We start from the raw sequence: 19345 nt of genomic DNA, 5'->3' as shown, positions 1-19345 counted from the left end.
CAGGCAGAGTGGTGCGGTGGCCTTGTTCCAGGTGTTGAACCTCCTGCTGTTCCTCTTCTGGCTGCTGCTGATCAGCCGAGTCATCGTCGAGTTCATCCGCAGCTTCGCGCGCGACTGGCGGCCGACCGGCTTCGTCGTGGTCATCCTCGAGGTGATCTTCACGATCACCGACCCCCCGGTGAAACTTCTGAGGCGTTTGATACCCCCAGTGAATCTTGGGGGAATTCGGCTCGATCTGTCGATTATGGTCTTGCTGTTTATCGTGTTCATCCTCATGTCGATCACAGGCCAGATAGGGCAGTCGGTAGCTCAGGTGTGACAGAATGAGCCGAAAGAATGCTTGCCCAGATCTACCGCTAGATCTCCATACGAAGCGTGAAGGGATCGTTCCATGCCGCTGACCCCCGCCGATGTTCATAACGTCGCGTTCAGCAAACCGCCGATCGGGAAGCGCGGCTACAACGAGGATGAAGTCGACGCCTTCCTCGACCTGGTCGAGCAGGAGCTCTCACGCCTCATCGAGGAGAACGCGGATCTTCGCCAGCGCGTTGCCGAGCTGGACGCGGAACTGTCCGACGCCAAGAAGAACCGCGGCCCCGCGGTCCAGCCGGTGAAGGCCCCGGTCGCGCCGGAGCCCATCAAGGCCGCGCCGCCGGTGCCCCCGGCCCCCATGCCGGCCCCGGTCCCGGTCGCCCCCGTCAAGGCCGAGGCCCCCTCCGCGGACGCCAATCTGCAGGCCGCCAAGGTGCTTTCGCTGGCCCAGGAGATGGCCGACCGCCTCACCTCGGACGCCAAGACCGAGGCCGAGTCGCTGCTGGCCAACGCCAGAGGCAACTCCGAGCGCCTGGTCAGCGACGCTCGCACCCGCTCGGAGGCGATGATCGCCGACGCGCGCCAGAAGGCCGAGGCCATGCTGTCCGACGCGCAGACCCGCTCGGATTCCCAGCTGCGCCAGGCCAAGGAGAAGGCCGACGCCCTGCAGGCCGACGCCGAGCGCAAGCACACCGAGATCATGGCCACCATCACCCAGCAGCGCAGCGTGCTGGAGAGCCGCATCGAGCAGCTCAAGACCTTCGAGCGCGAGTACCGCGTGCGCCTGAAGTCCTACCTGGAATCGCAGCTGGAGGAGCTGGAGAACCGCGGCTCCGCGGTCCCGGTCGACGGCGGCGAATTCGGCCAGGATGCCTCCGGCAACGGCGCACTCCTCAAGGGCAGCAAGTAAAGTCGTAACCACGGCCTGCGATGCCATGTCGCACGGGACCCGATCCCGGGCGGCACGGCATCGTCGCCAACCTTTCGAAGCGACCTCCGGTGGCCTTCGCCGCCGAAGACACACGAGGGGATGGTGCACTTGCTCGCAGTGACACTCGGCCTCGCCGCGGTCGGTTTCGGACTGCTGGTGACCGCACTGACCACCGGTTCGGTGATCTGGGCATGGGGCTGCATCATCGTGTGCGTGATCGGCGCGGTGCTGCTGCTCGTCAGTGCGTTGTCGCTGCGGACCGATGACGAGGACGCGTCCTCGCCACCACCGGGCGGACGGCACGCCAGGCATTAGCGGCTCACACGATTCGCTTCGGGGCGGGTCCGGGGAATATCCCCTGGACCCGCCCCGCTAGTATGTAGACAGCACCACGGCGTCGATCCGGCCATCACCGGGGAGCCTTCGGAAGAACGGCGTGACCTGCTCCGCGCGGGTATCGCCCACTAGAACCGAACGGGTGAGCCCGTCACAGCTCGCAACGAGAGGCTCGGTCTCGCAAGGGTTTTCACAGCTCCTGCGGTCCGGGCAAGCGGGGTGGTACCGCGGTTACGGCGCGCCGAGCGCCGGGATCGTCCCCGTGCCCACGACGCAGGCACGAGGAGACGAGAGGCCGCCATGGCGGACGACAGCAGCACCCGAAGCGCATACCCCCGCGCGGACCTGAGCCGGACCACCGGGCAGGTCTCCTTCCCCGAGCTGGAGCAGCGGGTCCTGGACTACTGGGCCGCCGACGACACCTTCCGTGCCAGCATCGAGAACCGTTCCGAGGCAGAGGAATTCGTCTTCTACGACGGCCCGCCCTTCGCCAATGGGTTGCCGCACTACGGTCATCTGCTGACCGGATACGTGAAGGATTTGATCCCGCGTTTCCAAACCATGCGCGGTAAGAAGGTCGAACGGCGTTTCGGCTGGGATACTCACGGGCTGCCCGCGGAAATCGAAGCGGAGAAGCAGCTCGGTATCACGGACAAATCACAGATCGATGCCATGGGTCTCGCGGAATTCAATGCCGCGTGTAAATCTTCGGTCTTGCGCTACACGAACGAATGGCGTAACTACGTCACCCGTCAGGCGCGCTGGGTCGACTTCGACAACGACTACAAAACCCTCGACCTCGACTTCATGGAGTCGGTCATGTGGGCGTTCAAGTCGCTGTACGACAAGGGCCTGATCTATCAGGGCTTCCGGGTGCTGCCCTACAGCTGGTACGAGCAGACCCCGCTGTCCAACCAGGAGGCGCGTCTCGACGACTCCTACCGGATGCGCCAGGACCCGGCGGTCACCGTCGACATGGTGCTGCGGGTTCCGGCCGACCACCCGCTGCACAACCTCGACGGCGCCAACGCGCTGATCTGGACCACCACGCCGTGGACGCTGCCGTCCAACCTCGCCATCGCCGTGCACCCCGACGTCACCTACGCGCACGTGCAGGGCAAGGACGGCAAGCGGTATGTGGTTGCCGCCGAGCGGGTGTCGCACTACACCCGTGAGTTCGGCGAGGAGCCGCAGGTGCTGTCCGAGCACTCGGGCGCCGCGCTCGAGGGCCTGAACTACCTGCCGCCCTTCGACTTCTTCCTCGGCCACCCGCGCGCGCACCGCGTGCTCAACGCCGACTACGTCACCACCGACTCCGGCACCGGCATCGTGCACCTGGCCCCCGCCTTCGGTGAGGAGGACATGGATGTCGCCTCCGCCAACGGGATCGACATCGTGCAGCCCCTCGACGCGGGCGGCAAGTTCACCTCCATGGTGCCGCCGTACGAGGGCCTGATGGTCTTCGACGCCAACCCGGTCATCATCAAGGACCTCAAGGCCGCCGGAAAGCTGTTGCGGCACGAGACCATCGAGCACTCCTACCCGCACAGCTGGCGCTCGGGCCAGCCGCTGATCTACATGGCGGTGCCGTCCTGGTTCGTGGCGGTCACCAAGTTCCGCGACCGCATGGTGGAGCTCAACAAGGAGATCACCTGGGTCCCCGAGCACATCCGCGACGGCCAGTTCGGCAAGTGGCTCGAGAACGCGCGCGACTGGAACATCAGCCGTAACCGCTACTGGGGCGCGCCGATCCCGGTCTGGATCTCCGACGACCCGGCCTACCCGCGCGTGGACGTGTACGGCTCGCTCGACGCCCTCGAGCGGGACTTCGGCGTGCGCCCGGACAACCTGCACCGGCCCATGATCGACGACCTGGTGCGGCCGAATCCCGATGACCCGACCGGGAAGTCGATGATGCGGCGCACCCCCGAGGTCCTCGACTGCTGGTTCGAGTCGGGTTCCATGCCCTACGCGCAGGTGCACTACCCGTTCGAGAACAAGGAGTGGTTCGAGGGCACCTCGACGGAGTCGATTGACGGCGCCGCCGTCGCGGCTCCGCACAGCCCCGGCGATTTCATCGTCGAGTACAACGGCCAGACCCGCGGCTGGTTCTACAACCTGCACGTGCTCTCGACCGCGCTGTTCGACCGCCCGGCGTTCAAGTCCGTTGTGGCGCACGGCATCGTGCTCGGCGACGACGGCCTCAAGATGTCGAAGTCCAAGGGCAACTACCCCGACGTCAACGAGGTCTTCGACCGTGACGGCTCCGACGCCATGCGCTGGTTCCTCATGGCGTCCCCGGTGCTGCGCGGCGGCAACCTGATCGTCACCGAGCGCGGTATCCGCGAGGGTGTCAGCCAGGCGCTGCGCCCGCTGTGGAACGCCTGGACCTTCCTGCAGCTGTACGCCTCGCAGCCCGGCGCCTGGCGCACCGACTCGGAGAACGTGCTCGACCGGTACATCCTGGCCAAGCTGGCGGCCACCCGCGACGTCATGACCGACGCGCTCGAGGTCTACGACATCGCCACCGCCTGCGACGAGCTGCGCACCTTCGCCGACGCGCTCACCAATTGGTATGTGCGCCGGTCGCGTTCGCGCTTCTGGGAGGAGGACCGCGACGCCATCGACACCCTGCACACCGTGCTCGAGGTGACGACCCGGCTCGCGGCCCCGCTGCTGCCGCTCATCTCCGAGGTGATCTACCGCGGTCTCACCGGTGAGCGTTCGGTGCACCTGGCCGACTGGCCCGCCGCCGACGTCCTGCCGCACGACGCCGACCTGGTGTCGGCCATGGACGAGGTCCGCACCGCCTGCTCCACGGTGCTGAGCCTGCGCAAGGCCCAGAACCTGCGGGTGCGCCTGCCGCTCTCGGAGGTCACCGTGGCCGCCGCCGACGCGGAACGCCTGCGCCCCTTCGTGGATCTGATCGCCGACGAGGTCAACGTCAAGAAGGTCGACCTCACCGCCGACGTGGCCGCCCACGGCCGCTTCGAACTGGTCGTCAATGCGCGCGCCGCCGGTCCGCGCATCGGCAAGGACGTCCAGACGGTGATCAAGGCCGTCAAGGCGGGGGAGTGGACCGAGGCCGCCGACGGCACCGTGACCGCCGCCGGCATCGCCCTGCTCCCCGAGGAGTACACCCAGCGCCTGGTCGCCGCCGAGCCCGAATCCACCGCCGCCCTGCCCGGCAATGCCGGTCTGGTGGTGCTGAATTCGGTGGTCACCGAGGAACTCGAGGCCGAGGGCTGGGCCCGCGACCTCATCCGCGACCTCCAGGAAACCCGCAAGTCCCTCGGCCTAGACGTCTCCGACCGCATCACCGTGGTCCTCGACGTCCCCGGCGACCGCCTCGCCTGGGCCGAAACCCACCGCGACCTGATCGCGGGCGAGATCCTCGCCACCACACTGACTTTCGGCGCGGCCCCCGCGGACGCCGCCGAGATCGTCGGCGGCGTCAAGGCCTCGATCACCAAGGCCTGACCGAATTCACCTGCCGGCGGCGCGGACCTCCGGGTCCGCGCCGCTGTCGTATCGGCGCGCTGTCGTGTCGCTCCGATCCGCGTCGCGGCGGCCCCCGAATGACCGAACATGGAGGGCGCGAACATATACGGCCTGAACGATCCGCGGACGCGGCTCGAGGCGATCGTGCGCGGTGTGGCAGCTACCGGTGAGGAAGCGATCATCACCGACGGCGGCAGCGAGATAGCGGTCGTCATCTCGGTCGCCGATTACGAACGACTGCACGAGCACGCCGACAGGGTTGATGCCCTGCGCCTAGTTTCGGGGCCGCAGGCCTTCGAGGACGGGCTCGACCAGGGTCGGGACGTCGAGTAGTTCGCCCGCGCCGAGGAGGAAGCGGAGGTAGACCGGGCCGTAGAGCATGTTGGTCATGGTCAGGAGGGGGAGGTCGGCGCGGATCTGGCCGGCGCGCATGGCGGTTTCGAGGCGGTGGCCGGCCATGCGGGCGCGGGGTTCGATGAACGTTTCGCGGACCATCTGGAGGAGATTCGGGTCGTTCTGGGCCTCGGCGATGACACCGCGGTAGACGCAGCCGGCGTCGCCGGCGAGCATGTGTGACAGGGCGGTGATCTGGGTGGTCAGGTCGGCGGCGATGTCGCCGGTGTCGGGGAAGTCGGTGGCGGAGCCGACCTGATCGTTGATGGCCTCGAGGGCGATCGCGCCCTTGGAGGGCCACCAGCGGTAGATGGTCTGCTTGCCGACACCCGCGTGCGAGGCGATGGCCTCGATGGTGAGCTTGCCGTAGCCGTTGCGCACGGCGAGCTCGAAGGTGGCGTCGAGGATCGCCTGATGGGACTTGGCGCTGCGCAGTTCGGGGTTGGGCGGCTGGGGCATGGGTCCAGCATACTCCGCAAACGAGACGGTACGTCTCGTCTTGACAGAGTTTCGGCGGCGCGCTAACTTACTTCATGAGACGAGACGGACCGTCTCGCCGGAGAATGGGAACACGGTCGCTAGGAGCGAACAATGACCACCATCACCACCCCCGCCGCTGTCGTCGCCACCCCCGCCGCCATGCCGTCGGTGCACCGGCGCGCGCTGATCACCTGGCTGGCCGTGTACCCGACCATCACCCTCGCGCTGGCCCTGCTCGGCCCCGAGATGGGCGGGCTGCCGGTCTTCGTGAAGACGCTGATCCTGACCGTGATCGTGGTTCCGGTGTCGGCGTACCTGTTGGTTCCGCTGTTGATGAAGGCCAACCAGCGGCTGACGGTGTGGGCGCGGCGCTGAGCCGGCCACGGCGCGAGACTCCAGCAAACACGGAGCGCCTCCCCGATCGGGGAGGCGCTCTTTTTGTTATGTGGGGTCTGGATCGATTGACCAGGAGTTTCTTCGGGGGAGGCGGCAGCGGCTCGAGACACGCCAGCCCTGGTTCTCTTGTGGCTGCTGTGGCAGGTGCGATAGAACGGCTATCAGCTAGCTAACCGATCTTGTTCACAGCTGTTCCCGCGGTACCACCGATGAAGGGGCGCCCCATGGCTCGCAAGCGGCTCGGCAGGCTCAGAACCTTGGCCACGACGGTGGCCGCGATGGCGATGACAGGGGCGATGTGGGCGGGCGCGGCGCATGCCGACACCGGGTCGGGGGGTTCGGGCTCCGCGTCCGGATCCTCCTCCGGCAGCGGGACCGGGTCGTTCTCCGGAAGTGCCAGCGGCTCGGCGCAATTGCCGATCGCGAGCCCGCGGGCCATGGTCGCGCTGGCGCTGGCAGGCACCCAGACCGGTAAGCCCTACCAGTGGGGCGGTACCGGTCCGGATGCCTGGGACTGCTCGGGATTGGTGCAGTGGGCCTTCCGCAGCGTCGGCATCAATCTGCCGCGCACCACCTGGCAGCAGGCCGAGGTCGGTCTCGAGGTGCCGTTCGGGGCGCTGCAGCCCGGGGATGTGCTGATCCTCAACGATGACGCCTCCCACGAAGGGATCTACGCGGGCGGCGGCAACGTCTTGAACGCGTACAACTGGGGTGTGCCCGTCGGACTGACGCCCTTGAGCGAGTTCGACATCTACACCATTCGCCGATTCTTCTGAATCGCCTTACTCGACAACCAGTTCCACGGGGATATTGCCCCGGGTGGCCTTGGAGTACGGGCACACCTGGTGGGCGGCCTCGACCAGCGCGTGGCCCTGCTCGTTCTGCAGCTCCGCGGGCAGTTCCACGTGCAGCACCACGGAGATGCCGAAGCCGGTCTCGTCGTCCTTGTTCAGGGTGACGTCGGCGGTCACCGAGGTGTCGCCGAGCTTCACGCCCTGGCTGCGGGCCACCGCCTGCAGCGCGCCGGCGAAGCAGGCCGAGTAGCCCATGGCGAAGAGCTGCTCGGGGTTGGTGCCGTCACCGTTGCCGCCCGCCTCCTTGGGCTGGGCGAGCTTGAGGTCGAGGTAGCCGTCGGAGCTGACCGAGCGGCCCTCGCGGCCGACGGAGGTAGCGGATGAGGTGAAGAGTGCGGGCATTGATATCTCCTAGACAGACTTGTCTGTTCACGTCCGAGTCCCAGGGTAGACAGATCTGTCTGCTATCGTCAATACATAGCCCCGATCAGGGAGAAGGAGAGCAGGTCAAGCCATGAGCGAAGCCCGCGAGCGCCTGCTGGACACCGCGACCCGGCTGTTCTACGCCGAGGGGATCCACACGGTCGGCATCGACCGGATCATCGCCGAGGCCGGGATCGCGAAGGCCACCTTCTACCGGCACTTCAAGACCAAGGAAGATCTGGTCGTCGCCTACCTGGTCCGCGAATACGGCCGTCAGCGCGAGACCTTGGAGGCCATCCCCGGTTCGGGTTCCGAGTCCATCGTCGGCATCTTCGAGCGGCTCGGCGAGCTCAGTCGTGGCCCGGGATTCCGGGGCTGCCCGTTTCTCAATGCCGCCGTGGAGTTCCCGAACTCCGACCACGCCGTGCGCAAGGTCGTCGACGAGTACCGCGCCTGGTTCCGCGACCTGATGGCCGAGCGGCTGCGCGCCGCCGGTCACCCGCAGGTCGAGGACGCCGCCCGCGCGCTGCTGCTGACCCGCGACGGCGTGACCATCAGCGGGGGAGTGGGCGACGCGGAGACGGTCCGGGTGGGCATCCGGACCGCCTTGTCGCAGTGGGGTATTCGCTAGACCCCGACCGCCTCCTCCATCTCCTCCTCGGCGGCGTCGCCCGCGGCGGGCTCGGGCGCGGCGTGCTTCGGCGCGGCCTGCCGCTTCTCGGCGAGGCCCGCGGCGGCCATGAGCACCACGCCCGCGGCCAGCCACAGCACCAGGCTCGCCATCCGGCTGCCCAGTCCGATGCCGTCGAAGTAGAGCAGGCTGCGTGCGCCCTCCACGAATCCCGCGCCGTTCCAGAACCGGTGCAGCGTGCCGAAGAAGTCGTTCTGCAGCCACGGGCTGTAGACGCCGCCGGAGCTGGTGAAGTTCAGCATCACGAACAGCACCATCATGGCCAGGGTGGTCCAGCGCTTCAGGAAGGTGTGCAGGCCGATGCCGATGCTCAGGATGCCCGCCGCGTACAGCCACGACATGCCCCAGATCGCGCCCAGATCGTGGTCGACGATGTGGAAGACCGGGCCCGCGAGCGCCAGGCCGATCAGGCTCACCAGCAGCGAGGTGACCAGTCCGATGATCCCGCGCTGCCACAGCGGCAGGCCCGCGCCCGCGGCGCTGATGGCGGCCACGCTGCCGTAGGAGCCGATGCTCAGCGCGACCAGCAGGAAGAAGATGCCCTGCGCGGTGGGGTCGCCGGAGCTGGGGGTGGTGACGTCGGTGACGGTGAGCGGCGTGTTCTGCAATCCGGCGACCTGCCCGAACACGGCCTCGGCGGCCATGGCGGTGGTGTCGGATCCGGCCTTGGCGACCAGCAGTTCCGGCTGCCGCGGGTCGGGCACGTACGCCCCGGCCAGATCGCGGTGGCGCAGCTTGTCGACGGCGTCGCCGCGGGTGGGCACGGTGATCACGTCGAGGGCGTTGCCGCCCTTGTCCTTCAGGGACTGGGCCAGCACCTTGACCTGCGCGTTGTCGCCGACCACGGCCACCGCCAGGTGGTTGGGCTCGGGCTGGTGGAACGCGCCCAGGTAGGCCAGGCCCATGCCGAGGCACATGAGCAGCGGGGTGAGCAGGTGCACGGCGACGTGCCGGATCTGTTGGGTGGCCATGAAGTCTTCTCCAATAGTTGGTAAATACAACCAAGCGAGGTTGTAGTCTACAACCATGAAGAGTGAATCCGCATTCCCCGGCCGCGCCGATGCGATCGAGGTCATACAGCGCGAGCTCACCGCCTTCGCCCGCCGCGCTCGCGGCCGGGCCAGTGAACTCCACCCGGAACTGTCGCTGGTGGCCTCCAGCATCCTGGACCTGGTGATCGAGCGGAACGGCTGCCTGGCCGCCGATCTCGCCGGCCACTTCCACCTCGACAAGTCCACGGTCAGCCGCCAGGTCGCCGCCCTCGAACGCGACGGCTACCTGGAACGCGAAGTGGACCCGACGAACCGCCGCAACCTGGTGCTGCACGCCACCGCCGAGGGCCGCCGGGTGGCGCGCGCGGCGGCCCGCAGCCGCGCCACCGCCTTCACCGAACGCTTCCAGGACTGGGACGACGCCGATGTGGAGCGGCTGGCGGGATACCTGGTGCGCTACAACGCCGCCGACGCGGGCTAGGCCCGAACCCGGCCCGGCTCAGTCGGTTCCGTCGGAGCGCCTCAGTTGGTTCCGTCCGAGCGCGCGGTCTCGGGCGCCCATTCCTCGTCGGGCAGGCCCATGCCCTTGGCGAGCACCGGCCACGAGGCGCGCAGCGCGTCCTGCCAGTACCCCCAGGAGTGCGTCCCCGCCTGGGTGATGTCGAAGGTCGCGGGAATGCTCATGTCCCGCAGCCGCGTCCGCAGATTCCGCGCGCACCAGTCGCTGGCCGCCTCCAGGATGCCGCCCACCAGGATCTGCTGCGGCAGACCGCCGTCGGCCGGGCCCAGGCTGCGCACATCGGCCACATTGTCGTGCTTGCCGGGCAGGCCGCTGCCGTTGGAGACGTAGATCTCCATGCCGCGCAGGGCTTCCGCGTGCACGTAGGGGTCGTTGGCGGCCCACTCCGGATCGTCCATCGGCCCGTACATGTTCACCGGATTGCCGCCGCCGATGGTGATCACCAGGTTCGCGAACTTCTGCCCGACCGGATCGGAGATCTGCGCGCACCCGCTGTAGGCGGCGACCGCCCGGTACAGGCCCGGCGCGGCGATGGCCAGCTGCAGCACCGAGGTGCCCGACATGGACATGCCCGCGATGGCGTGGGTGCCGTCGGTGTCGAGCGCCGCGTCCACCAGCGGCGGCAGTTCCTCGGTGAGGAAGGTCTTCCACATGGGCTGTCCCAGTTTGGGATCGGCGTTGCGCCAGTCCGTGTAGTAGGTGAACGCGCCGCCGATGGGCATCACCACGTTCACGTTCTTGTCCATGAAGAACTGGGTGGCGTCGGTATTGCGCTTCCAGGTCGCGGTGTCCTGGCCGCCGCCCGCGCCGTTGAGCATGTACAGCACCGGCCGCGGTCGCGAGGGATCGGCGGGCCGCTGCACCTCCACGGTGATGTCGGCGTCCATGGCGGCCGAGTGCACCAGCAGGGTGAGGTTGCGCGCGTCGTGGATCTCGAAGCTCTCGATCGACGATCCGTCCTCGGAGACCGTTGTCGCCGCGAGTGCGGCGCTGCCGGTTATCGGGTCGGGAGGGGCGGCGAAGGCCGGGCCCGCGGGCACGACCGTGGTGAACGTAGTGACAAGAGAACAACTTGCCGCCGCGAGCAGTGCTGCCCGAGTGCCCAATCCGCCTAGCAAAACCGACCTTCGATCCACAGGGTGTCCCGACCCATGCGCATGATCGCCGACTCGTGCCCCAATGTTTCAGGTTTCGACAATATCGGGGTCGGCGTGCTTGTGGCACACGGCACTTGTGCGCCGGGCTATGCGGATCGGCTGTGGTTCAGCGCGTGTCGCGGTGCTCCTACTCGGCGACCAGGCCGCGCAGCAGCGGACCGTACTCCGGGTGCGCCAGCGCGGAGGCGAATTGCGCGGTCAGGTAGTCGGCCGGGTTGCCGGTGTCGTACCAGCGACCCCGGATCACCTGGCCGTACACCGGGTTCTCGGCGGCGAAGATATTGATGGCGTCGGTCAGGTACACCTCGCCGGTGCGATGGGTGTACCAGTGGTCGACCTGGCGGCGCAGCTCGGCGATGATGCCGGGCGTGACCACGTAGCCGCCGATCGCGGCGAACTCCGACGGCGCGTCGGCCGGCTTGGGCTTCTCCTTGAGGCCGCTGATCCGCATCAGGCCGTTGCCCTCGGTCTCCTCGACCACCGGCACGCCGTAGCGCGAGGATTCGGCCGGGTCCATCGGCATCAGCGCCAGCACCGGCGCGCCGGTCTTGGCGTAGGCGTCGACGAGCTGCTGGGCGCGCGGCACCTCGGCGACGAAGACGTCGTCGGGCCACAGCACCAGCATGGGCTCGTCGCCCAGGTGGCGGGCGGCGTTCAGCACCGGCGTGCCGTTGCCGTAGGGACCGTGCTGGTCCAGGTAGGTGATGTGGCCCGCCCGGGCCAGCTCACCGACCTCCTCGACCGCGTCGGCGTAAGCGGTCTTGCCGTCGGCGCGCAGCTGTGCGACCAGCGCCGGATTGGGGCGGAAGTGGTCCTGGATCAACGACTTTCCACCGCTGACCACGATGGTGATGTCGGTGATACCGGAGGCCACGAGTTCGCGGACGGTGTGCTCGATGACCGGCTTGTCGCCCACCGGGAGCATTTCCTTCGGGATCGCCTTGGTCAACGGCAGCAGGCGCGAGCCGATGCCAGCGGCGGGAATCACGGCCTTGCGAATCGTCATGGACGAATTCTCACACAGGTTCCTGCCCATACCTGTCGGTAGCGGCTTGTAGATTTCCCTCTGTGACCACCTCCGCCGGCCCCGCGAACCCGGGCATCGTGCCTGGTGAGGCCGGTTGTGCTGGGGCGGCGGCACCGGGCGGCGGGCCGGTGGGCGCCGTGGCGGATTCACGGCAACCCCTCAGCCCCGCCGGAGGCCGGGGCCAGCGGCGCTGGGTGCTGCACATCGATATGGACGCCTTCTTCGCCTCGGTCGAACAGCTCACCCGGCCGACCCTGCGCGGTCGGCCGGTGCTGGTCGGCGGCATGGGCGGGCGCGGCGTGGTGGCCGGGGCCAGTTACGAGGCGCGGGTGTTCGGCGCGAGGTCGGCCATGCCCATGCATCAGGCGCGTCGGCTGGTCGGCGCGTCGGCGGTGGTGATACCACCGCGCGGCGCGGTGTACGGGGAACTGAGCGGGCAGGTGTTCGAGGCCTTGCGGTCGCGGATCCCGGTGCTGGAGACGCTGTCGTTCGACGAGGCGTTCGGGGAACCCGCGGAACTGGCGGGGGCGACGCCGGAGCGGGTGCTCGAATTCTGCGAGGAGCTGCGGACGGCGGTGCGCGAGCGCACCGGGCTGGTGGCCTCGGTCGGGGCGGGCAGCGGCAAGCAGCTCGCCAAGATCGCCTCCGGCCTGGCCAAACCCGATGGGGTGCGGGTGATTCCGGCGGTCGAGCAGGATGGCTTCCTGTCCGCGCTGCCGGTGCGCAAGCTGTGGGGGATCGGGCCGGTGGCCGAGAGTCGTTTGCGCTCCTTGGGAATCGAGACGGTGGGGGCGCTGGCGGCGCTGCCGGAATCGGAGGCGGCCTCGATCCTGGGCGGCAGCATCGGGGTGGCGCTGCACCGGCTGGCCCGCGGTATCGACGACCGACCGGTGGCCGAACGCGCCGAGGCCAAGCAGATCAGCGCCGAAACCACCTACGAGACCGACATTCTCACCCTCGCCCAGCTGCGCCCGGCCATCGACGCCATGGCGTCCTCGGCGCACCGGCGGCTGAGCGCGGACGGGCGCGCGGCGCGCACGGTGGTGCTCAAGCTGAAGAAGACCGATATGAGCATCGTGACCCGATCCTCCACGCTGCCCTACGCCACCGAGGACCTGGTCACCCTGACCGCCGCCGCGCAGCGCTCGGCGCTGGACCCGGTCGAGATCGGTCCGATTCGCTTGGTGGGCGTGGGTTTCGCCGGGCTGTCGGAGATCCGGCAGGAATCGCTGTTCCCGGAACTGGATCAGACGGTGGACGCCGACGCGGTCGCCGAGGAGCCCACGCTGGCCGCGCCCGGCGGTCCGGATCCGCTGGTACCGCCCGCGACTCGCTCCTTCGCGATCGGAACCTGGTATCCGGGACTGGATGTCGAGCACCCCGATCTCGGCCACGGCTGGGTGCAGGGCGCGGGGCACGGGGTGGTGACGGTCCGCTTCGAGACCCGTTCCACCGGACCGGGTCCCACGCGCACCTTCGCCGCCGCGGATCCGGCTCTCACCAGGGCGGATCCGCTGGGCAGCCTGCGCTGAAGGCGTTAAGACCCGAATGCGCGAATTATGAGGATTCGGCCTGAATATGCCGCGCCACCGCCCTCGGACGCGGTTTCCGCGACCGGGCGTTGGTAGTGTCGCCAGTCGGGCAGCGCCGCCGCGGTGTAGCTGTCACTTGTCGAACGGACCTACTCGAACGCAAAGGACGAGCAGTTGAAGCTTCAGAAGACTGGACGTATCGCGGTCGCCACCCTGGCTGTCGTGACCGTACTCGGGCTGTCGGCGTGTGGCAGCGGTGACAAGAAGGAGACCAAGCCCACCAAGGCCACCACCTCCAAGGTCACCGGCGCGCAGAACAACTACCCGGCGGCTCCGTCCGTGGCGGACCTGAATGCCCAGCTGCAGAAGGCGCTGGATCCGAGCATCCCGGACGCGCAGAAGCTGGACATGATGCAGGGCGCCAACGCCGACCCGGCCCTGCCCGGCCGCCTGGCCGAGGCCTACCGGCAGAACAACGCCACCATCACCGTCACCAATGTGACCGACCTCGGCAACGGCACCATCACCGCCGACGCCCAGTTCGCGGTCAACGGTGGCGCGCCGCAGCAGGCCGTCGTGCCGTTCGTGGCCGAGGACGGCAAGTGGAAGGTCCAGAAGGACTGGGTCTGCAACGCCCTCTCGCTGGTCAACCAGACCTCCCCGGCCTGCGGCTAGTCGTCTCGAGCGGACCCGGCATCCCCTAGCGGAATGCCGGGTTCGTCCTCTTCTTGGCGGTCGATGATGAGGACCGCTTAGGATCTGCGGTCGTGACGGACGTGTTGGAGAAGGCGGGGCCGGATGCCGCCGGGAGTGCTGGTGCCGAACCCGAGAGACGGACTCGAGGGGGCTGGGCACGCCCTGTCGCCCTGATCGCCGGTTTGATCGCGGTGCTCGCGGCGCTGGCGGTGCCGTTCCTGCCGGTGCGTGTGGACCACACCACTCTGACCTGGCCGCAGGGCAATTCGACGCAGAGCGTCGAAGCCCCGCTGATCAGCTACGCGCCGCAGAGCTTCGACGCCACCATTCCCTGCGCCGCCGTGGCCCAGCTGGGCGCCAAGGGCGGCACCCTGGCCGCCACCGGACCCAATGGCGCGCCGGACCTCGAGAAGTACGGATTCGTGGCCCGCGTCACCGCGGCGACCACCGCCGACGGCGTCACCACGCCCGGCAAGCTGGAAGCGATCCTGCACCACAAGACGCTGCTCAGCGTGCCCGTGGACCAGCTGGGCGCGGGCTGCGCGCTCACCGTGCACTCGGACTTCACCTCCTCTACCGCGACGCTGACCGGTTCCTCGGTCGAGCCGGTCACCCTCAACGGTGACTACCGGCCGCAGCTGGTCGGGATCTTCAGCGATCTGACCGTCTCCGACGGCGCGAAGGTCACCGCGGCGGTGGACAGCCGCTTCACCTCCACCCCGGGTCCGCTCAAGCGGATCGCCATCTGGACGGCCATCGCCGGCACCCTCGTCGCGCTGGGCGCCCTGTTCGGGCTGGACCGCCTCGACGGCCGCCGCAGCCGCCGCTTCCTGCCCAAGCACTGGTGGACCTTCCAGCCGGTCGACGCCGTGGTGCTGGGCACGCTGGTGCTGTGGCACTTCATCGGCGCCACCACCTCCGACGACGGCTACCAGTTCGGTATGGGCCGCGCGTCCCTGCACGCCGGATACATGGCCAACTACTTCGGCTACTTCGGTGTCCCCGAAACTCCGGTCGGCACACCGTATTACGACCTGATCGGCCATATGGCGCAGGTCAGCCCGGCGAGCGTGTGGATGCGCCTGCCCGCGCTGGCGGCGGGCGTGCTGATCTGGCTGGTGCTCAGCCGCGAGGTGATCCCGCGCCTGGGCGCGCGGGTGCGCCGCGACCGGATCGCGGTGTGGACCGGGGCGCTGGGCTTCCTGGCCGTGTGGCTGGCCTACAACAACGGCCTGCGGCCGGAACCGCTGGTGGCTCTCGGTGTGCTGCTCACCTGGGTGTCGGTGGAGCGGGCCATCGCGACCGGGCGGCTGCTGCCCTACGGCATCGCCGTCAGCATCGGCGCGTTCACCTGTACCGTCGGCCCGTCCGGCATCATCTGTTTCGCTCCGCTGCTGGCGGGCATCCGGCCGATCTGGCGGATCCTCAACCGGCGCGCAACGGAATTGGGCAAGCCGACCCCGCCCGACGCGAGCGCGCTCACCATTCTGAAGGCCCGCTTCGGCGCGTACCTCACGCTGGCCGCTCCGGTGGCCGCGGCCGGCGCCGTGGTGCTGGCGGTCATGTTCTGCGATCAGCCGCTGGCCTCGATGTTCGAGATGAGCCGGGTGCACACCGCGGTCGGCCCGGATGTGCACTGGGACGGCGAATATATTCGCTACCAGTACCTTTTCATGCCCACCATCGACGGTTCGCTGGCCCGGCGCTTCGGCATGTTCGTGTTCTGGATCGGCCTGGCGGTGTGCGCGGCGGTGCTGCTGCGCAAGGGCGGCCGGATCCCGTTCACCGCCTCGGGCCCGGCCCGGCGCGTGCTGGGCACCGGCGTCGGCGTCATCCTGCTGATGATGCTGACCCCCACCAAGTGGACCCACCACAACGGCATCTACGCCGGACTGGCCGGTGTGGTCGCGGTGCTCACCGCGGTCGCGGTCGGCCCCCGGGTGATGCGGTCGCCGCGCAACCGGGCGCTGTTCGCCGCGGTGGTGGCGTTCGCGCTGGCCGCGGCGTTCGCCAGCATCAACGGCTGGTGGTACGTGTCGAACTGGTCGATCTCCTGGAATGACAAGCCGGTGGTGCTGGCCGGGTTCCTGGTCTCGAAGATCTTCCTGGGCATCGCACTGGCGCTGCTCGCGCTCGCCGGCTGGTTCCATGTGCGCGCGCCCGAAAAGCCGGGCCCGCACCGGATCTCGAAGCTGGGCTGGCGTTTCATCGCGATCCCGCCGCTGACGGTGGCGGCCGCTTTCATGGTCGTGTTCGAGGTGGCCATGCTCGCCAAGGGCGCGGTCGTGCAGTACCCGGCGTACTCGCTGGCTCGCTCGAATATCGATGCGGTGCTGGGCAAGCCGTGCGGCCTGGCCCGCGACGTGCGGGTGGAGGAGCAGCCCAACGCGGGCATGCTGCCGCCACTGACCGGCGACGCGCACAGCGCCTTCGGCGCCGAGGCCACCGGCTTCTCGCCCAAGGGCGTCGCCACCGATCTGCGCCCCGACGACGACCTCGACACCGGCGGCAGCGTCGCCAGCGCGGTCAGCGGGCGCAGCAGCGGCACCGCCGACGGAACCACGACCGCGCCACTGCCTTTCGGGCTGGACGCGAGCACCCCGGTGCTGGGCAGCTACAACAGCTCCGAGGCGATCTCCACCCTGACCACCGGCTGGTACACGCTGCCCGCGGCCAAGGATCGCTCCGGCATCATCGCGATCGCCGCCGCGGGCCGCATCCGCTCGGTCGACCAGGACGGCATCGTGACCCCCGGCCAGTCGGTCGAGGTCGAATACGGTGTGCCCGGCGCCGACGGCGTGCCCGTCGCGCAGGGCCGGGTGACGCCGATCGATATCGGTCCCGCCCCGACCTGGCGCAATCTGCGGACGCCGCTGAGCGAGATCCCGGCCGCCGCCACCGCGATTCGCGTGGTCGCCACCGATCGCGACAGCGACCCCAAGCAGTGGGTGGCGCTCACCCCGCCGCGCATCCCGCACACGGTGACGCTGCAGGAGTACGTCGGCAGCGCCAAGCCCGTGCTGCTGGATTGGGAAGTGGGCCTGCAGTTCCCGTGCCAGCGGCCCTTCGATCACCTCGACGGCATCGCCGAGGTGCCCGAGTACCGCATCCTGCCCGACCGCGGCGGCGCGGCCATGACCACGCTGTGGCAGAGCCACGACGGCGGCGGCGCGCTGGGCTGGAGCTCGATGCTGTTGCGTCCGGTCACCATCGCCACCTTCCTGGACAACGACCCGCGCCGGGACTGGGGCGAGCTGCAGCGGTTCGAGCGGATCGACAGTTCCGCCCAGACCGCCAAGCCGTCGGTGACCGTCGAGAGTCACACGGGAATGTGGAATCCCGGGCCGATCAATGTGACCGGCTGGCAGTAGCTTCGGCCGTCACACCGTGACCGCGATCCGCCCCCGCTTCCGATCGGAAGCGGGGGCGGTGTCGTTCTGGGGGACTCAGCCCTGCATGGCCGCGGGGCCTGTAGCTCCTGCGCGCCGCGGACAGGGCGGCAGCTAGGGGCCCGCGGCTCCCCGCAGTTTCCGCACCTGGGCCGCCGTCATGGCGCTGAGCTGCTGCGGATCGGGTTCCTTGGCGTCGGAGTAGGCGATCTGCACGACGGTCGAGCCCACCAGCGTGATGCTCACGTCGGTGTAGAGGGTGAGGCCTTCGCTGGTGGTCCGGACCTGGAACGCGGTCGATCCGTCGCCGGCCTGCGGCTGATTCAAACCACCCAGCCGGAACTCGACCTTGGTGTTGTCGGCATCGGTGCCCGAGTACTTCGTGCACCCGGTCAGCAGCGACTGGGCGGCGGAGAAGGCCTGGGCCGCGCCGCCGTTCGCATAGGACGCCGCGTCGATGTCGACACTGGCGAAGTTCATACCGCCGAACTGGGCCGCCGCGCGCGCCGCCGCGCCGGGCGCCTGCACCGCGATGGCTTCCAGCACCTTCGCGCACTGAGCGGGATCGGTCTTCGCGCCCGCACCGCCCGACGCGCCGGGCGGCGGATCGTCCAGGGCGGTGAACCCCGCGGGCATGGCCGTCAGATCCAGCAGATCCGAGCGCAGTGTGTACTCGTCCAGAACCGGTGCGCCGCCCGGCGACTGCGTGGGCTGCACGGCCGGGCCCAGGCTGGGCAGCGGGCCCCCGGAGTCCTTGCTGTTCCCGCAGGCGGTGGCGGTCAGCGCCAGCGCGCCCGCCAGCAACGCCAGCCGTGTCAGGCTCCCCACTGCACCTCCGTGCGCAGCGTCTGGCGCAGGGTCACCGCGCTGCGCGGGTCGCGGTAGGTCTGGTTGCCGCCGACTTCGACCTGGCCGGAAACCGGCAGCGGCAGGCCCAGATCCACGGCGATGGTGCCGGTGCCGTGCATCAGGTAGTCGACGATCTCGAGCTGGCCCGCCTCGTTGGGCAGATGCCACACCGCGGACTTCGGGCTCTGCACCACGTTCAGTTCGATGGTGAGCTCGTTGCCCTCGCGAGCGGTGAGGGTGCAGGTGGTCACCTGCTCGAGCGGGACGCTCCCGGAAACCTGTTGCCGCACGGTCCATACCGCGCCCACGCCGACGGCCTCGGTCGGGAAGGCGATGGACTGGTACACGGCCTGATAGAACGACTGCTCCAGGGCGGCGCGCGCGGCGTCGGAGGTGGCCGGTTTGGGGGCCAGCTTGAGCGCGGTGATCGCGCCCAGCTCGCTCACGTCGAAACCGACGTGGGAGCCGTCGGCGTGGGTCAGCGCCGCGGCGAGGGCCGGGTCGGGGGAGGTGACATTGCCGACGGTCAGTTCGACGCCGTCGGCCTCGGCCTGCGCGGTCAGCGGGATGGTGACCGCGGGCGGGGAGATGTCGCGCTGCGCCTGCTGATTGATCTGCTGCTCGATGTGGTGCTCGGTGCTCAACGTCACCTGCTGGCTGGTGCCCGGCTCCAGGGTGCGGCGCAGTGGGGAGCGGGGTTCGGCGCCCGGGTTGACGACGGTGGTGGTCACGGCCTCGATGGGCATGGTGACCTCTTTGTTGATGCCCACCGGCTCGGTGCCGTCGCCCTCGGCCGTGGTCTCCGACGAGTCGCTGCAGCCGACGCCGAAGGCGGTCAGGGTGACCGCGAGGACCAGCAGCAGCACCCCGGAACGGTGGCCGCGGGCGCTCCCGCGGCGAGGCGGTCGCGGGGCTCCGGAACAGGG

General features: G+C 69.1%; 19 protein-coding genes. 12 read left to right on the top strand and 7 right to left on the bottom strand.

The window, feature by feature from the left end:
• The first annotated feature begins 16 nt into the window (after window positions 1-16).
• The 5 genes from ACQP06_RS24440 to ACQP06_RS24420 all read left to right on the top strand — a co-directional run bounded on the left by ACQP06_RS24440 (window position 17) and on the right by ACQP06_RS24420 (window position 5413).
• Window positions 17-319 carry a YggT family protein gene (locus ACQP06_RS24440; RefSeq protein ID WP_213560475.1) on the top strand — a complete coding sequence of 101 codons (303 nt, stop codon included), beginning with the start codon at window positions 17-19 and terminating at the stop codon, window positions 317-319.
• A 72-nt stretch (window positions 320-391) separates the two neighbouring features.
• On the top strand, window positions 392-1222 hold the full coding sequence (gene wag31, locus ACQP06_RS24435; protein ID WP_379280279.1) for a DivIVA-like cell division protein Wag31: 831 nt from the start codon (window positions 392-394) through the stop codon (window positions 1220-1222).
• A 129-nt stretch (window positions 1223-1351) separates the two neighbouring features.
• The gene (locus ACQP06_RS24430) at window positions 1352-1558 is read left to right on the top strand and encodes a hypothetical protein (RefSeq protein ID WP_379280280.1); all 207 of its coding nucleotides are present in this window, start codon (window positions 1352-1354) and stop codon (window positions 1556-1558) included.
• Between the two features lie 321 nt (window positions 1559-1879).
• Window positions 1880-5059 carry an isoleucine--tRNA ligase gene (gene ileS, locus ACQP06_RS24425; RefSeq protein ID WP_433666791.1) on the top strand — a complete coding sequence of 1060 codons (3180 nt, stop codon included), beginning with the start codon at window positions 1880-1882 and terminating at the stop codon, window positions 5057-5059.
• Between the two features lie 108 nt (window positions 5060-5167).
• The gene (locus ACQP06_RS24420) at window positions 5168-5413 is read left to right on the top strand and encodes a type II toxin-antitoxin system Phd/YefM family antitoxin (protein ID WP_433666790.1); all 246 of its coding nucleotides are present in this window, start codon (window positions 5168-5170) and stop codon (window positions 5411-5413) included.
• Here ACQP06_RS24420 and ACQP06_RS24415 read toward each other — a convergent pair.
• The gene (locus tag ACQP06_RS24415; protein WP_433666789.1) at window positions 5354-5932 is read right to left on the bottom strand and encodes a TetR/AcrR family transcriptional regulator; all 579 of its coding nucleotides are present in this window, start codon (window positions 5930-5932) and stop codon (window positions 5354-5356) included. The genes ACQP06_RS24420 and ACQP06_RS24415 overlap by 60 nt on opposite strands.
• A 132-nt stretch (window positions 5933-6064) precedes the next feature.
• On the opposite strand from ACQP06_RS24415, the gene ACQP06_RS24410 reads away from it, so the two are divergent.
• Both ACQP06_RS24410 and ACQP06_RS24405 read left to right on the top strand, forming a co-directional pair.
• Window positions 6065-6328 carry a hypothetical protein gene (locus ACQP06_RS24410; protein ID WP_433666788.1) on the top strand — a complete coding sequence of 88 codons (264 nt, stop codon included), beginning with the start codon at window positions 6065-6067 and terminating at the stop codon, window positions 6326-6328.
• 245 nt (window positions 6329-6573) lie between these two features.
• Window positions 6574-7125 carry an NlpC/P60 family protein gene (locus ACQP06_RS24405; protein WP_433666787.1) on the top strand — a complete coding sequence of 184 codons (552 nt, stop codon included), beginning with the start codon at window positions 6574-6576 and terminating at the stop codon, window positions 7123-7125.
• A gap of 6 nt (window positions 7126-7131) precedes the next feature.
• On the opposite strand, the gene ACQP06_RS24400 is transcribed toward ACQP06_RS24405, so the two are convergent.
• Complete coding sequence (locus ACQP06_RS24400) at window positions 7132-7545, bottom strand: organic hydroperoxide resistance protein (RefSeq protein WP_433666786.1); 414 nt, start codon at window positions 7543-7545, stop codon at window positions 7132-7134.
• A 112-nt stretch (window positions 7546-7657) separates the two neighbouring features.
• Between ACQP06_RS24400 and ACQP06_RS24395 the strand changes: the two genes are divergently transcribed.
• Window positions 7658-8197, top strand: a complete 540-nt coding sequence (locus ACQP06_RS24395; protein ID WP_379272550.1) for a TetR/AcrR family transcriptional regulator — start codon at window positions 7658-7660, stop codon at window positions 8195-8197.
• On the opposite strand, the gene ACQP06_RS24390 is transcribed toward ACQP06_RS24395, so the two are convergent.
• Complete coding sequence (locus ACQP06_RS24390; RefSeq protein ID WP_433666785.1) at window positions 8194-9228, bottom strand: hypothetical protein; 1035 nt, start codon at window positions 9226-9228, stop codon at window positions 8194-8196. The two genes, ACQP06_RS24395 and ACQP06_RS24390, sit on opposite strands and share 4 nt — an antisense overlap.
• 55 nt (window positions 9229-9283) lie before the next feature.
• On the opposite strand from ACQP06_RS24390, the gene ACQP06_RS24385 reads away from it, so the two are divergent.
• Window positions 9284-9730 carry a MarR family winged helix-turn-helix transcriptional regulator gene (locus ACQP06_RS24385; RefSeq protein ID WP_433666784.1) on the top strand — a complete coding sequence of 149 codons (447 nt, stop codon included), beginning with the start codon at window positions 9284-9286 and terminating at the stop codon, window positions 9728-9730.
• A gap of 41 nt (window positions 9731-9771) precedes the next feature.
• On the opposite strand, the gene ACQP06_RS24380 is transcribed toward ACQP06_RS24385, so the two are convergent.
• Both ACQP06_RS24380 and ACQP06_RS24375 read right to left on the bottom strand, forming a co-directional pair.
• On the bottom strand, window positions 9772-10857 hold the full coding sequence (locus ACQP06_RS24380) for an alpha/beta hydrolase (RefSeq protein WP_433673421.1): 1086 nt from the start codon (window positions 10855-10857) through the stop codon (window positions 9772-9774).
• A gap of 196 nt (window positions 10858-11053) precedes the next feature.
• Entirely contained in the window at window positions 11054-11932 is an 879-nt protein-coding gene (locus ACQP06_RS24375) for a UTP--glucose-1-phosphate uridylyltransferase (protein WP_357095085.1), read from the bottom strand.
• A 230-nt stretch (window positions 11933-12162) separates the two neighbouring features.
• Here ACQP06_RS24375 and ACQP06_RS24370 point away from each other — a divergent pair, with 230 nt between their 5' ends.
• The 3 genes from ACQP06_RS24370 to ACQP06_RS24360 all read left to right on the top strand — a co-directional run bounded on the left by ACQP06_RS24370 (window position 12163) and on the right by ACQP06_RS24360 (window position 17552).
• Window positions 12163-13485 (top strand): DNA polymerase IV, encoded by a 1323-nt coding sequence (locus ACQP06_RS24370; protein WP_433673420.1) that lies wholly within the window; start codon window positions 12163-12165, stop codon window positions 13483-13485.
• A gap of 174 nt (window positions 13486-13659) precedes the next feature.
• Window positions 13660-14160 (top strand): hypothetical protein, encoded by a 501-nt coding sequence (locus tag ACQP06_RS24365; protein ID WP_433666783.1) that lies wholly within the window; start codon window positions 13660-13662, stop codon window positions 14158-14160.
• A gap of 92 nt (window positions 14161-14252) precedes the next feature.
• A complete protein-coding gene (locus tag ACQP06_RS24360; RefSeq protein WP_433666782.1) occupies window positions 14253-17552 on the top strand; it encodes an arabinosyltransferase domain-containing protein in 3300 nt (1099 codons plus the stop codon).
• 132 nt (window positions 17553-17684) lie between these two features.
• Here the strand turns inward: ACQP06_RS24360 and ACQP06_RS24355 are convergent, their stop codons facing one another.
• Together ACQP06_RS24355 and ACQP06_RS24350 are read right to left on the bottom strand one after the other, a co-directional pair.
• Window positions 17685-18398: a hypothetical protein gene (locus tag ACQP06_RS24355; RefSeq protein WP_433666781.1), complete on the bottom strand. Its 714-nt coding sequence runs from the start codon at window positions 18396-18398 to the stop codon at window positions 17685-17687.
• Entirely contained in the window at window positions 18386-19285 is a 900-nt protein-coding gene (locus tag ACQP06_RS24350) for a hypothetical protein (RefSeq protein ID WP_433666780.1), read from the bottom strand. Before ACQP06_RS24350 ends, ACQP06_RS24355 begins: the two co-directional genes overlap by 13 nt.
• Between the last annotated feature and the right edge of the window lie 60 nt (window positions 19286-19345).

Origin of the sequence: Nocardia sp. CA-136227, assembly GCF_050955695.1 — a bacterium.
Taxonomy (GTDB): domain Bacteria; phylum Actinomycetota; class Actinomycetes; order Mycobacteriales; family Mycobacteriaceae; genus Nocardia.
Note: the sequence above shows the minus strand (reverse complement) of the source record. Positions and strands in the feature narration are given on the sequence as shown.